This window comes from Weissella confusa (assembly GCA_041871065.1).
Lineage (GTDB): Bacteria > Bacillota > Bacilli > Lactobacillales > Lactobacillaceae > Weissella > Weissella confusa_A.
Genome location: CP168942.1, coordinates 1,144,223 through 1,158,904, shown reverse-complemented (window position 1 = coordinate 1,158,904; position 14,682 = coordinate 1,144,223). Strand labels below are relative to the sequence as shown.

The window sequence follows — 14,682 nt, the reverse complement described above, 5'->3', positions numbered from 1 at the left end:
GTAGGCCATGTGCCCCTTTTTTATTGTGTACTGTTCATAATAAAAAACACATGCCATTTCTAGGCATATAAGGAGGCGTGGAGTGTGCAAGTATGCAATCAGATTTTAGTTTACATAATATTTTTAAGTGAAAATTGAACCCTTGATTTATCAAGGGTTACAGCTAGTCAATGGGGGTTGACAAACTCGCTTGCATATTGTGCATTCAAGCGTATAATTATAAGAGCTGGAAATGGTCATTTTTAGAGTTGGGGGTGATGACAATCGCAACACGTATTCCAGAACAGTTAGTCGAAGAAATTCGACAACGTGTTAATATCGTTGATGTCATTTCGCCATATGTACAACTGAAGAAACAGGGACGTAATCTGTTTGGGCTTTGCCCGTTCCACGATGAACGTACACCGTCTTTCTCAGTTAATGAAGATAAACAAATTTACCACTGCTTCTCTTGCGGTCGTGGTGGTAACGTCTTTAGCTTTATCATGGATATCGATAATGCAACTTTCCCACAAGCTGTGGCAAAGGTTGCCCCATTTGCGGGTGTTGACTTAGATGCATCTTATACATCTGATGAAGCAACGGAAGTGGTTGATCCACAAATCAAGGCGCTGCGTGAGCTATACGCAGATGCGACAAAGTTGTACCACCACTTGCTTGTTAATACTGAGGCAGGTGAGGGTGCCCTTGATTACCTACATGATCGAGGCTTGGATGATGGGACAATTGATGCATTTATGCTCGGGTTTGCACCTGAAAACGATGTATTGATTAACTATTTCCAAGAACAACAAGTAGATTATCAATTACTACGATCATCAGAACTATTCATCGAATGGGATGATGGAACGTTGCACGATCGTTTTACGAATCGTGTCCTTTTCACGATTCGTGATAGTGCTGGGCACCCGATTGCGTTCTCTGGCCGTCGGCTGTCAAACGATGATTCGCAAGCGAAGTATATGAATTCGCCGGAGAGTCCTTTATTTAACAAGTCGCAAGAGTTGTTTAATTTGGACCTTGCCAAGGGTGCGATTCGTAAGCAGAAGCACGCCGTTGTGTTTGAAGGGTTCATGGACGTCATTGCAGCGTTCCAAGCCGGTGTTCAAAACGGTGTTGCCTCAATGGGAACATCTTTGACACCAGAACAAGTTCAAGTTCTGTCACGTATGGCTGACAATGTTTCGATCAGTTATGATTCTGACGCTGCTGGTCAAAAGGCGACGAAGCGAGCTTTGGACCTTGTTGCGCAAAATGGTCACATCTCGGCTAATGTTATCCACATTCCGGATAACCAAGACCCGGATGAATTCTTGCGTTCGAATGATGTGAGTGCATTTCTAAATGTGTTGTCACACAACACTGAAGATCCCGTTGCATTTAACATTCGTTACTTGAAGACGGATCGTAACCTCAATAATCAAACAGAATTATTTGCTTATGTGAGTGATGTACTGGCAGTTATTGCGACAGTCCCAGAACCAGTTATGCGCGAGACTTATTTGCGCGAAATTTCTGAGGAATTCAACATTGGGATGGAAGCCTTGCAAGATCAGCTTCGCCCATTGTTGTTGCAACAACAGGCAAATCGTTCAAATCCAAGGTCGAACACCAATCGTCAATCAGGGTATCGCCGACCAGAACCAAATTATCCGGTCGCGCCAAATGGTGATTGGCAGGCAGATGCACCGGCACCTATTCCGGCGCCAACGCCACGTACAATTTCACGTGTGGAAAAAGCTGAACGCATGTTGTTGGCATGGATGCTACGTGATAACGATGTTTGGCTACAGGTAACGGGTACGCCAGACTTTACCTTTGTTGACGTACCATATGAGACGCTATTAATGTTGGCTACCGGCTACCGTGAGACACACGGTAATGAGCCGATTGTTGATATGGCAGGCTTCATGGACTTTGTTCAAAAGCCGGAATTGACCCGTATTTTGGCAACGCTCGATGACTTTGATGACGAATTATTCGCTGATCGTAGTCAAGTTGGCATGTATATTCAATTTATTAGCCATGATGCACCATTATCTGATAGAATTAATAGGTTACAGCGTCAGATTAAAGAAGCTAATCAAATGCACAATGACGCGCTGGTTGCCCAACTTAGTGTTGAGTACATGGCCGCGTTACGTGAACAACAGACCCACAAGTAATTAAGGAGGCCGCTATGGCAGAAAAGCAAGCACCAATTTCAGCAAAGTTCGATCAAGCTGAATTTGATAAGGCAGTTAAGAACATCATCAAGGAGTTCAAGGCCGACAAGGAAATTAAAGAAAATGCTCTCCAAGATGCTTTGGTAAAGCCAATGCGTTTGAACGCTGATCAAATCGATGAACTATACGAGAAGATTGAATCAGCTGGTATCTCTGTCGTTGATGAAAACGGCGAGCCAACCGCACGTGCGCTTGAAAACAAGAAGACCAAGTTGTCAGAAAAGGAATTGAAGCAAGCTGCTGATGCACCCACTGGCATGAAGATTAATGACCCTGTTCGTATGTACCTAAAGGAAATCGGACGTGTGTCATTGTTGACTGGTGATGAAGAAGTTGCTTTGGCCGAGCGTATTGAGCAAGGTGATGAAACTGCTAAGCAAGAATTGGCTGAAGCTAACTTGCGTTTGGTTGTTTCTATCGCTAAGCGTTACGTTGGTCGTGGTATGCAATTCTTGGACTTGATTCAAGAAGGAAACATGGGATTGATGAAGGCTGTTGAGAAGTTTGACTACCGTAAGGGATTCAAGTTCTCAACTTATGCAACTTGGTGGATTCGTCAAGCGATTACTCGTGCAATCGCCGACCAAGCTCGTACAATCCGTATTCCTGTGCACATGGTTGAAACGATCAACAAGTTGATTCGTATTCAACGTAACTTGTTGCAAGATTTGGGTCGCGAACCTACGCCTGAAGAAATCGGTGCCGAAATGGACATCGTGACCGACAAGGTTCGTGATATTTTGAAGATTGCACAAGAGCCAGTTTCATTGGAAACACCAATTGGTGAAGAGGATGATTCACACTTGGGAGACTTCATTGAAGATAATGAAGCTATTTCACCTGCTGATTCAGCTGCTTACCAAATGCTTAAGGAACAATTGGAATCAGTTTTGGACACGTTGACTGACCGTGAAGAGAACGTTTTGCGTTTGCGTTTCGGTTTGGAAGATGGTCGTACGCGTACTTTGGAAGAAGTTGGTAAGGTATTTGGGGTTACTCGTGAGCGTATCCGTCAAATCGAAGCCAAGGCACTTCGTAAGTTGCGCCACCCATCACGTTCAAAGCAATTGCGTGATTTCTTGGATTAATTAAGGCGAAATGAAAAGGGCGAGGGCATTGCACCTCGCCCTTTCTTTTTTGTCAGAGCATGGAGCAGACAATGAAAAAAATACTCTTTGGATTGGCGGCGTTGATATTAACGTTCACGGTCATGCACGGTGTTTCCGCAGATGATAATCCGCCATACACGGTGACGCCTGCAATTCCCAAAACGCAATTAGATAGTCAAAATAAGAATTACCTTGATCTGTTGCTTAACCCAAACCAGGTCGAATCGGTGTCATTTGACATTAAGAACAATTCAAATGACGCGTTGTCTTTGAACGTCGAGACTGGTTCAGCGTCAACTTCACCACTGGGACAGGTACTGTATAACGACAAAAACGTCATCGGTAATGTTGGACCACAAATGGAAAACCTGATTCATTTAGACCAACAAACGATTCAAGTGGCGCCAAAGGCAGACGCAAAAGTAACAGGTACCATTTCGATGCCGAATACGCCGGTTGACGGGGTTATTGCAGGTGGTGTGACTTTCTCGTTACCAGCTTCGAAAAACGCAGATGCTGTTGAAACAACGGTCGCTGTGTTGGCACGAAACACACGTAATCTCCCGGCGACGACAGCTGAACTTCACGCGGTTTCATACGAAAAGGTCAACAAGCAAACTGGTTTTGCAATCGCAGTCGCCAATACTTCAGGATCGTTTATCAACGGCGCAACGTTTACGACAAAAATTATCAATGTGGCAACAAAGAAGACGGTGATAGAAGAGACGCAACGTAATGCGCAGCTAGCGCCTAACTCGACCATGACATATTGGGTTAAAAATAATGTTAAAAACTTGCCTGGTGGTAAATATCGTGTTCAGGTGGTCGCAAATTGGAGCGGTATGAACCAAACTTGGCAAAAGCAAATCAGATTACCTAAAACGACTGCATCGGTAACACAAAAGCCCCAAAAGGTGCCGTTTATAGAAGCGTTACTGTACGCGTTTAGTTTGTTGGCTATCGTGGCGATTGTTTTGGCCGTCATGTGGTTTAAAAACATGCGATTCTTAGTTAAATAAGACATCTTTATTCAAAACTATACGGTAAGATATTCCTACTAAGGCGTAGTTACGTGCATTTTACAGGAAAAATTATTATAATTACGTATAATAAGTGAAAATAGGGGTTATATTGGTTATGAAATTGCGACATGCAGTTTATGCGGTCGGGTTAGCGCTCGCTTTGATTGGCGTATCAAAGCCAGTTTCAGCTGACACGTTACCCGCATATGATATTACAGCGGATATTCCGGCGTCTCAAATCGACAAGAATAACTTGTCATCAATTGATTTGAAATTGGCGCCTGGTCAAAAAGAATAAGTGACGTTCTATATCAAGAACAATACCGATTCAGAAATGACCTTGCGTCTGACTGGCGGTACGGCAACGACGCGTGATAACGGTAAGGTTAATTACGTTACGGGTAGCCAAAATGTGACAGGACAAGTGCCATACAAGGTTGGCGATACAATCGACATTCAAAGCAGCGTCACAATTCCTGCCCAAGGACAAACGTCAGTTCAAGGAACAATTACGATGCCTGATCAATCATTCGTGGGACAACTAGTGGGTGGTGTCTCATTTGTACGATCAACGACATCAAATACGGCATCTGAGATTCCGGTTATCCTACAAAACGACACAGCGCCAGTTAAGCCAGTTCTAAAAGTAGGCAAGGCAAGTCTAAGTGATTTGTCGTCTGATCGTGTATTAGGCGTGACATTGAGCAATAAGGCGAACACGTTGGTTAAGGATGCAACTGTTACAACGAGCGTGACAGATAAGAATGATAAGGTGGTTTACGAAAAAGACGGTAATGTTGATATCGCGCCACAATCAAGTTTTACATTCGACATTAAGAAGAACATTAAGTCAATTAAGGTTGGCACATACAAGGTTCATGTTACTGTCGCCTCAGGTGATGTTAAAACAACCGAAACACGCACGTTAAAGGTCACTGCCGCACAAGTTGCGCAATTGGCCGGCCAACAAGTTAGTGCAGCTGATGATTGGAAGAATCCAGCCAATTGGTGGAAGCTATTGATCTGGCCAATCGTCGTCTTTGTGGTTGTGTTCTTGGCAGGTCGTTACCTATTGCCAAAGCGCCGTCGCAAGCACAATGGACCGCGTGAAGATTTGAAGCGTAAGGATGATTAATAGATTATCTAAAAAGGGATTAGTCACTGGCTAATCCCTTTTTTATTTCACAAGCTTGTGAAGAAAAATCAACAACATAATATTCAGAATGGCTATAAATAGGCTTTTTAAATCTACAAAAACACATTTTTTCACAAAATAGATTGCTCAAAATGCTTGCATTACATCTTTAAAGGCTTACAATAATAAAGCATTCATTAATAACGATTTTATTTTTTAGGAGAAGAACAGTGAATTTTGTATTTCTAGGTTTGTCATTGTTTGCTGGTTTCATGCTTGCGAACCAAAACCCAATTAACGCTGATATGAAGAAGGTGGTGGGCTCACCATTTATCTCAGCAGCAATCTCATTTTTGGTTGGTTCTGTCTTTTTGGCAATTGTTAGTGCTGTTAAGTCGCATCAAGTATTTCCAACAATGACTTTCATTCAATCAAATCCAGCATGGATTTGGTTGGGTGGTGTGCTGGGTGCCATTTATTTGACATCAAACGTTTTGCTATTCCCACGCTTGGGCGCAATCCAAACAGTTGTTTTGCCAATCCTTGGTCAAATTTTGATGGGTACGCTTATTGATACATTTGGCTGGTTTGGATCACAACCAATTCCTTTGACGGCGCTACGTGTCATCGGTGTGATTGTTTTGATTGCTGGTGTGGTCGTCGCGGTTGTTTTGCCAAACGTTTTGAACAAGGATGTTGAAGCAATGGATAAGGCGATCCAAGCGAAGGAAACACACACTGAATTGCTAGGTTGGCGTGTATGGGCTATTATTGCGGGTGCATTCTCAGCTATGCAACAAGCCATCAACGGTCGCTTAGGTGCCTTGCTACATGCACCTGCCCAAGGATCATTCATTTCATTCTTTGTTGGCTTTATTTTGATCACGATTGTTGCATTGATTGTGGACAAGCGTTTGCCAAAGATGTCAGAATTGAAGCAATCTAAGAGCTGGAACTGGCTCGGCGGTATTCTTGGTGGTTTGTTCGTCTTCGCCAGCGTTTTGTCAGTGCCTCAAATTGGTGCGGGATTGACGATTACGATGGGATTGATTGGTCAAATCGTTGGATCTATGTTGGTTCAACAATTCGGCTGGTGGCGTTCAGCCAAGATTAGCGTGTCACGTATTCAAATCTTGGGAGTTGTTGTGATGGCCGCTGGTGTGGTCTTCATCAAGTTCCTATAATCAAAACATTTTTAACCAGAGCCACATTGTTGGTTCTGGTTTTTTTGTTTACAAATCAGCAGTGACGAGGCGGACAGAGTTTGATACACTAAGCACATTATGTTTTTCAGAGAGGGGTAACTATGCAAGAAAGAGAATCAAAATTAGCGAAGTTTAGTTTTCCATTGCTTGCTTCAAATTTTGCATCAGTTTTTGGTGATGGTGTTTACCGATTTGGTTTGAATTGGTTCTTGGTTTCAAGTTACGGTAACGCACAAGTATTGGGATGGTTGACCGGATTTGGGTTCCTGGTTTATCTATTGAATGATGTGTATGTTGGATCAGTATTGGACCGGTTTAATCGTAAATGGGTATTGCTGGGGGCCGATTTATTCGGAGCGATTGGGACGTTGACGTTGTCGATGGTGATTAATCCCGCACATCCGCAACTTTGGTTGTTGTTTGCTTTGACGTTTATCTTAAATGTCGACGTCTCATTCGCGTATCCGGCCGCTCGTGCGATTTTACCAGACGTTATTAAGACGAGTGCGTTAGCCCGATTTAACGCTTGGGCATCCGCTGCTTTCTCAACGGGACAAGCCTTCGGACCGCTAGTTGGTGGACTACTATTGCACTTGAAATGGATTGACCTACAATCATTTCTACAAATCTTTGGCGTGATGTTGTTAATTACAGTCGGATTGAATCTAGCAATTAAGTATCAACCAACGCCAAAACACGAGAGCGTCCAGTCAGAATCGTTTTGGCAAAGCTTGATTGGCGGTTATCGTTATGTCGTCTCTCAGCCACGGTTGTTCGAGTCGATGTTGCTAACGATGTGGAGTAATTTCTTTTTTGAGGGCTTTATCATCGCGATGCCATTCTTGATTCAACACAGTTATCACGGAACTGCGACTGATTATTCGACTGCTTTAACGCTGGCTGCGGTAGCTGGAATCGTAGCTGGTTTGCTATTCGCCCGCTTGCCACATCTAAATTCATTGAAAACGCTATACTGGGACTTTTACGTGTTGGGAGTCGCATTCATATTAGGCACGTTTGTTCAAACGTTGTGGGTATTCATCGTGCTAGTCATCTTAAACGGCTTTGCGCGTGCGTCATTTGTCATTAAGATCAATACAGTGCGGCAACAAGATAGTGCACCAGAATACTTGGGACGTGTTTTCGGTATTTCATTTTTTGCGACGGATTTATTCGCGCCAATTATCACAATTGCATTTGGGTATGGTGTTTCCGAAATGGGGGAGTGGACCGTGTTTCTCCTAGGTGCGATGATGTTAGCCGGCATGTTTGCTATTAAGGCCATTAGTCGTAAACACGCTTTGAAGCTGGCACAACCATAGCCTCATAAAGTAAAAGGGCAGTAATGCCTTTTTATTTTGCAGACTTAATTAAACGAACGCTCATTTAGTTATGACGAAAAGTTGGAATTACCGGTCAGAAGCCAGCAAAGTCGTGGTACACTAGAAGTAATATTAAACACAGGAGTTACCGTGATGACGACAGTTTTAGTTGTTGATGATGAACCTTCTTTGGTGACATTGCTGACATACAATCTGAAAAAATCAGGTTTTGATGTTGTCAGTGCGACCGATGGTCCAAGCGCCATTGCAACACTGGCTGAACAACCAATTGATATTATGCTGTTGGATGTGATGCTGCCGGGCAAAAGTGGTGTTGAAGTCACTCGCGAATTACGCGCCGAAAAGAACCGTATTCCCATTATCATGTTGACTGCTTTGGATGAGGAAGTTGACAAAATTTTAGGGTTGGAGATTGGTGCTGATGATTACGTGACGAAACCATTTAGTCCGCGTGAAGTGATTGCACGTGTACGAGCCGTGTTACGTCGCTTTGACGTCACGACACCCGAGAGTAAAAACGAGAATAAGACGAAGCAATTCGGCAATATCATGATCGACTTTGACAGGATGGTTGTGCAACGTGACGGTGAGGTTATTAAACTGACCCCGAAGGAATATGAATTGTTAGCTTATATGGCTGAACGTGAGGGACGTGTTTTGAGTCGTGAAACGATTCTGCACGGTGTTTGGGGCTATGAGTATACTGGTCCAGATACGCGTATGGTTGACATGCACCTTTCACACTTGCGCGATAAGATTGAGAATGATCCAAAGCATCCTGTCCATCTGAAGACGGTTCGTGGTTTTGGCTACCGTTTCGACAATCAACCGACAGCTGAATAAGGAGGACAAACATGCAATCAGAGTTAATGCATAACGCGAAACGTTTTGTCGTTTTCTGGGCCTTGTTCTTCGTACTCATCTGGGGACTTTTCCTGGTAGCTGCGTTAACAGGTGATGAAACGCGAATGCCAAAAGCGCATTTGTTATTGTTGTTATCGATGATTTTGGCTGGCGTTGCAACATTGGTGTTGGACTTGCAACAACAACGTCGTGATCAACACATGGCGATTTTTATTGATAAATTGCGGGATTTACAAACAGATAATACGCGCGCGGGGCACATCTTGATGCGTCCGGACGATTCATTAGCACCGTTGGCTGAAGCGATTAATGATGTGCAGCGATTAAATCGTAACCGCATTAAATTGCTACAACAACAAGGAAGTACATTGGCTGCTCTGATGGCTAACATGCCACTTGGCGCCTTGCGTATTACACCTGAACGAACGATTATTCAGACTAATCCACAAGCTCAAACATTACTGGGGCTGACGCAGAACGTTGTGGGACGACAGTATGATGATGTTATTAAAAATCACCGCCTATTATCGTTGTTCGAACAATCATTAAAGCGACAAACGCATGTTCGTGAGCTGGTGAAGTTGGATGCCCGCATCGTCGACGTTTCGTTGGTTTACTATGAAACGCGCGAACGTCACCACGAATTATTGGTTTTGCTTTACGATATGACTGAGGTTACGCAGATGCAGGATATGCAAAGTGCCTTTATCGCAAATGCTTCACATGAATTGCGTACACCGTTAACGGCCATTGCCGGCTTTACGGAAACGTTGCTAGGCGGGGCACAGGACGATCCAGACGCACGTCAGGAGTTCTTGACCATTATCCAATCGGAAACTAACCGTTTATTGGAGTTGACCGAGGATATTTTGACGATTGCTAAAGTGCCTGAACGTCAGGAAAATGCAACGCCAATCAAATTGTCTGATATGGTTAATGACATCTTTAAGTCACAAGCCGAGAGTGCCGAAAAGCAACATTTAACCCTACAGAATGAGGTTGCGCCATCCTTTACGGTAACGCAAGACGCAACCGTGCTTCGCCAAATTTTGACGAACTTGATTGTTAACGCTGTTAAGTACAATCGTCAGGATGGATTGGTTAAAGTGTCCGCCATGGTCACGGCTTCTGAATTTGTGGTTGCCGTTAAGGACACTGGCCTCGGAATTCCAAGTGAGCAACAAAATCGCATTTTCGAACGCTTTTATCGAATTGACAAGTCACGTAATCAAGCAATCCCAGGCACCGGTCTTGGTCTTGCCATTGTCAATGACTTAGTCAATCAAGCTAAGGGAACAATTGATTTGGATAGCCAGGTTGGTGTTGGGACAACCATTACAGTGACACTACCCCTACAATAAGTTATATTTAAAGAATTGAATTGAATTGAATTGAAGAAAGAGGATTGTACTATGTCTAATTCACGTCCAGTTGTTATCGGAGTTACTGGTGGTTCAGGTTCAGGTAAGACAACGGTTAGCCGTGAAATCATCGAGCGCTTGAAGGGTGAATCTGTGGTTATGATCCCACAAGACGCTTATTACAAGGATCAAAGTGAAAAGAGTATGACGCAACGCGTTGCGACGAACTACGATCACCCGGATTCATTAGATAACGATTTGTTGATTGCCCAATTGAAGCAATTGTTGCAACGCGAATCAATCGAACAACCAACGTATGACTATGCTGCCCACACGCGTTCTGATAAGACAGTCACAGTTGAAGCATCAGACGTTATCATCGTGGAAGGTGTTTTGCTATTCACTGAACCTGAATTGCGTGACATGTTAGACATTAAGGTTTACGTTGACACAGATGACGATTTGCGTTTCATCCGTCGCATGCAACGTGACATCGTTGAACGCGGTCGTACGACAGAATCAGTTGTAAACCAATACTTGGCAACGGTTAAGCCAATGTATCACCAATTCGTTGAACCAACGAAGCGATACGCTGACATTATTTTGCCTGAAGGTGGCGCAAACGTTGTTGGTATTGGCATGTTGGAAGCGCAAATCCGCGCCATTCTAGATTTGCACAAGTAAAAAAGAAAGTGTGATACAACATGGAAGAACGTATTTGGAATCGTATTGTAAAGTATACTGAGTTGCAGGGAACCTCTGGTCAAGAACACGCTGTTCGTAAGGCCTTTCGTGAGGATTTGACGCCACTTGTTGATGAAGTTGTTCAAAACGGCCTGGGTGGTATCTATGGTATTCGTCATAACGATGATGCAGATGCCCCACGTATTATGATTGGTGCGCATATGGATGAAGTGGGTTTCATCGTGACGCAAATTACACCGCGTGGTATGTTGGTAGTCGACCCAGTTGGTGGTTGGAACCCATACACGGTCTCAGCACAACGTTTTACACTCTTTACTCGCGATAACCAATACCCAGTTGTGTCTTCAGCGGTATCACCGCACTTTTTGCGTGAAGGTGGTGTGAATGGTGCACCGAAGATTCAAGACATTTTGTTTGATGGTGGGTTTACTTCAGCCGATGAAGCAGCCTCATTCGGTGTTCACCCAGGTGATTTCATTGTGCCAGCTGTTAAAACAGAAATGTTGGCAAACGGCAAGCGTGTTGTGTCAAAGAGTTGGGACAACCGTTTTGGCTTGGTCACGATTTTGAATGCCCTTGAGAATTTGCAAGGTGTTTCGTTGCCTAATACGTTGATGATGGGGGCAAATGTCCAAGAAGAAGTTGGTTTGCGAGGGGTCGGCCCAGCGGTTAACCAATTGCGACCTGATATCTTCTTTGCGCTTGACTCATCTGCAGCCGATGACACCCAATCAGAACAAGGTCAAGGTCAAATGGACCACGGCGCCTTGTTGCGTGTTTATGATCCAGGTGTCATCATGCCATTACGCTTGAAGGAATTTGTGTTGGATACTGCACATGATGCGGGTATTCCGTTGCAATACTTCGTGGCTAAGGGTGGCACTGATGCGCACGGTGCACAATCACAATTGTCTGGTGTGCCATCGGTTGCATTGGGTGTTGCTTCACGTTATATTCACACACACCAGACGGTTTGGTCAGTTTCAGACTTTGAAGCTGCTCAAGCACTGGTTGAGACCCTTGCACAAAAGCTTGATAAGACAACTGTAAATGACATTATTTACGGTGATTAATAAATAAAAAAGAAACGGAGACTGACAAGATGTTGATTACCAGCTACAACCCAGCCGGAATGGGTGATGTTTTGGTTGTGTTGACTGCCCCAGCAGCAGAGCACACCGCAACGCAAAAGGGAGATGTTGTACGCCTTGCTGATAAGGACAACGCCCTTTTGGGATTGAATTTTTTGAACGCTTCACAAATCCTTGATTTGTCAGATGTTAACGGTCAAGTTGTTTTGACAGAAGAACAAGTTGCCAAGTTGAATGAAGTACTTGCAGCCGCAGGATTCGAAGATGTATTGGTAGCTGATACGACGCCTAAGTTTGTTGTCGGATATGTTGAGTCAGCAGAGCCACACCCAGATTCAGATCACTTGCAAGTGACAACGACGGTAGTGGACAATGATGAACGCGTGCAAATCGTTTCAGGTTCACCAAACATGCGCCAAGGCATTAAGGTTGTTGTTGCTAAGGTTGGGGCGATGATGCCTTCAGGTTTGATTATCTGGCCCGGTGCTTTGCGTGGCGTTGCCTCAAACGGTATGATTACGTCTGGTCGTGAGTTGCGTTTGCCAAATGCACCACAAGTACCAGGTGCCTTGATTTTGCCAGATGACTTTGCGGAAGTTGGTACACCATTCGACGCAAACTCAGCCGAAGCACAAGCGTTGTTCCAATAAGACGGGGGTAACAGCATGGCTGATCGTCGTCCCATCGTCTTTTATGAACGTCTTATGGAAAACTACGATGAGCAAGTCGCGCACTTGTTGTTGGCTAAGACGGCCTATGTCATGTGGGCGGATTCGTCTGAGGGCGCCGTTGATGTACTTGCCGAGCCGGCAGCTGAACCTGAAGAGGTTGAAATGCCAGTCGTATCACAACCAGCTGAACTAGTTATCGTGGAAACGTTGCAACCGCAAGTGGAAACAGTGACGGTTCCTGATAAGTCGGTGACAACGGTTGTGGCCAGCGAAGCACCAGCAGTCCCTCATGAAAAGCATGCCAACACGCATGTTAAAACGGGGCTAGGTTTGAGTTTGGACGATATTTTATCTGAAGAAGCAAGCGTGGCTGCCAAGAGCGAAACATCGTATTTTTAAGACTAACTGACATTGAAGCCTTAACCGTGTTTATTCATGGTTAAGGCTTCTTTCTTTTTCCGCTGAGTTTTTGTCTGTGGACGGTTTTACGTGTATAATAGATGATACTTACAAACAGATTGGACGAATGAAAATGGACAAAGATACGTTGTACTACTTTATTGGAATTAAGGGCTCAGGTATGAGTGCGCTGGCTTTGATTCTTCACGATCAAGGCCTACAAGTCGCAGGTTCTGACATTGACGAATATACTTTCACGCAAAAGCCCTTGGCTGCAGCAGGTATTCCAATGTATTCATTCGACGCCGCAAACATCAAGCCAGGTATGACGATTATTCGTGGAAACGCCTTTACTGATGATCAAGTAGAAGTTGCCGCAGCTTTGGCAATGGGTGATCAAGTAAATGTTGTGACGTACCCTGACATGGTTGAAAGCCTAATTAAGCAATACACGTCAATCGGTGTTGCTGGTGCCCACGGTAAGACGTCAACGACTGGTTTGTTGGCCCACGTGTTGGCTGGTATCGCACCAACGTCATACTTGATTGGAGATGGTACAGGTAAGGGAGTTCCTGACGCCCGCTTCTTTATTTTTGAAGCTGACGAATACCGTCGCCACTTTAAGGATTACACACCTGACTACGCCATCATGACCAACATCGACTTTGATCACCCTGATTACTACACGGGTGTTGATGACGTTCGCAGTGCTTTCGAAGAATTCGGAAACAACGTCAAGAAGGGTATTTTTGCTTGGGGTGACGATCCACAACTTCGCCAAATGAAGGTGGATGTGCCGGTTTACTTCTACGGTACGAACCCTGAAACGGATGATTTCTACGCGACTGATATTAAGCGTTCAACGACTGGTTCTAGCTTTGATGTCTACTACCACGATGAATTTTTGGGTAACTTTGAGGTGCCTTTGTTCGGTCAACACGGTGTGCTAAACTCTTTGGCTGTTATCGCTGTTGCATACTTTGAAAAGATTGATGGCGATCTTGTGCGCAAGGAGTTGTTGTCTTTTAAGGGTGTTAAGCGCCGCTTTACTGAAAAGCAAATTGGCCCCGTAACCATCATTGATGACTACGCACACCACCCATCAGAAATCACGGCAACCTTGGATGCAGCGCGTCAAAAGTACCCTGGACGTGAATTGGTGGCTGTCTTCCAACCACACACGTTCTCACGTACCATCGCATACCAAGATGATTTTGCAAAGTCACTTGAATTGGCTGACAAGGTGTATTTGACAGAAATCTTTGCTTCAGCACGTGAAGCTGCTGGTGATATTTCATCATCAGATTTGGGTGCTAAGATTTCAAAGTTTGGTGGCATTGTATCACCAACTGACGTCGCACCATTGTTGGACCACGAAGAAGGTGTCTTTATCTTCATGGGTGCTGGTGATTTGCAAAACACGGAGTTTGCGTTTGAGAAGATTCTAGCGAACACGCAATCAAACCTACAGTAAAAAAACGATTAAAAACCTTAACTGAACCATAGAGTTTCAGTTAAGGTTTTTGTTATAATATACACATTGGGGTAGTTA

The 14,682-nt window shown here is 44.3% G+C and carries 14 protein-coding genes; all 14 read left to right on the top strand.

The window, feature by feature from the left end; all coding sequences use genetic code 11:
- The first annotated feature begins 257 nt into the window (after nucleotides 1-257).
- The 14 genes from dnaG to murC all read left to right on the top strand — a co-directional run bounded on the left by dnaG (nucleotide 258) and on the right by murC (nucleotide 14,604).
- The gene (gene dnaG, locus ACAW68_05375) at nucleotides 258-2,165 is read left to right on the top strand and encodes a DNA primase (GenBank protein ID XGA14926.1); all 1,908 of its coding nucleotides are present in this window, start codon (nucleotides 258-260) and stop codon (nucleotides 2,163-2,165) included.
- A 14-nt stretch (nucleotides 2,166-2,179) separates the two neighbouring features.
- Nucleotides 2,180-3,313, top strand: a complete 1,134-nt coding sequence (rpoD, locus tag ACAW68_05370; GenBank protein ID XGA14925.1) for an RNA polymerase sigma factor RpoD — start codon at nucleotides 2,180-2,182, stop codon at nucleotides 3,311-3,313.
- A gap of 71 nt (nucleotides 3,314-3,384) precedes the next feature.
- Nucleotides 3,385-4,353 (top strand): WxL protein peptidoglycan domain-containing protein, encoded by a 969-nt coding sequence (locus tag ACAW68_05365; GenBank protein ID XGA14924.1) that lies wholly within the window; start codon nucleotides 3,385-3,387, stop codon nucleotides 4,351-4,353.
- Between the two features lie 118 nt (nucleotides 4,354-4,471).
- Complete coding sequence (locus tag ACAW68_05360) at nucleotides 4,472-4,654, top strand: hypothetical protein (protein ID XGA14923.1); 183 nt, start codon at nucleotides 4,472-4,474, stop codon at nucleotides 4,652-4,654.
- A complete protein-coding gene (locus tag ACAW68_05355) occupies nucleotides 4,655-5,491 on the top strand; it encodes a WxL protein host-binding domain-containing protein (GenBank protein ID XGA14922.1) in 837 nt (278 codons plus the stop codon).
- A 230-nt stretch (nucleotides 5,492-5,721) separates the two neighbouring features.
- Nucleotides 5,722-6,675 carry a DMT family transporter gene (locus ACAW68_05350; GenBank protein XGA16985.1) on the top strand — a complete coding sequence of 318 codons (954 nt, stop codon included), beginning with the start codon at nucleotides 5,722-5,724 and terminating at the stop codon, nucleotides 6,673-6,675.
- Nucleotides 6,676-6,797: 122 nt separating this feature from the next.
- Nucleotides 6,798-8,018 carry an MFS transporter gene (locus tag ACAW68_05345; GenBank protein ID XGA16984.1) on the top strand — a complete coding sequence of 407 codons (1,221 nt, stop codon included), beginning with the start codon at nucleotides 6,798-6,800 and terminating at the stop codon, nucleotides 8,016-8,018.
- Nucleotides 8,019-8,171: 153 nt separating this feature from the next.
- Nucleotides 8,172-8,882 carry a response regulator transcription factor gene (locus ACAW68_05340; GenBank protein XGA16983.1) on the top strand — a complete coding sequence of 237 codons (711 nt, stop codon included), beginning with the start codon at nucleotides 8,172-8,174 and terminating at the stop codon, nucleotides 8,880-8,882.
- Nucleotides 8,883-8,893: 11 nt separating this feature from the next.
- On the top strand, nucleotides 8,894-10,264 hold the full coding sequence (locus ACAW68_05335; protein XGA16982.1) for a sensor histidine kinase: 1,371 nt from the start codon (nucleotides 8,894-8,896) through the stop codon (nucleotides 10,262-10,264).
- Between the two features lie 51 nt (nucleotides 10,265-10,315).
- Entirely contained in the window at nucleotides 10,316-10,948 is a 633-nt protein-coding gene (gene udk / locus ACAW68_05330; protein XGA16981.1) for a uridine kinase, read from the top strand.
- A 20-nt stretch (nucleotides 10,949-10,968) separates the two neighbouring features.
- Nucleotides 10,969-12,042: a glutamyl aminopeptidase gene (gene pepA, locus ACAW68_05325; protein ID XGA16980.1), complete on the top strand. Its 1,074-nt coding sequence runs from the start codon at nucleotides 10,969-10,971 to the stop codon at nucleotides 12,040-12,042.
- 29 nt (nucleotides 12,043-12,071) lie between these two features.
- Entirely contained in the window at nucleotides 12,072-12,710 is a 639-nt protein-coding gene (ytpR, locus tag ACAW68_05320) for a YtpR family tRNA-binding protein (GenBank protein XGA16979.1), read from the top strand.
- Between the two features lie 15 nt (nucleotides 12,711-12,725).
- Nucleotides 12,726-13,130 carry a hypothetical protein gene (locus ACAW68_05315; GenBank protein ID XGA16978.1) on the top strand — a complete coding sequence of 135 codons (405 nt, stop codon included), beginning with the start codon at nucleotides 12,726-12,728 and terminating at the stop codon, nucleotides 13,128-13,130.
- A 133-nt stretch (nucleotides 13,131-13,263) separates the two neighbouring features.
- A complete protein-coding gene (murC, locus tag ACAW68_05310) occupies nucleotides 13,264-14,604 on the top strand; it encodes a UDP-N-acetylmuramate--L-alanine ligase (protein XGA16977.1) in 1,341 nt (446 codons plus the stop codon).
- Nucleotides 14,605-14,682 lie beyond the last annotated feature (78 nt).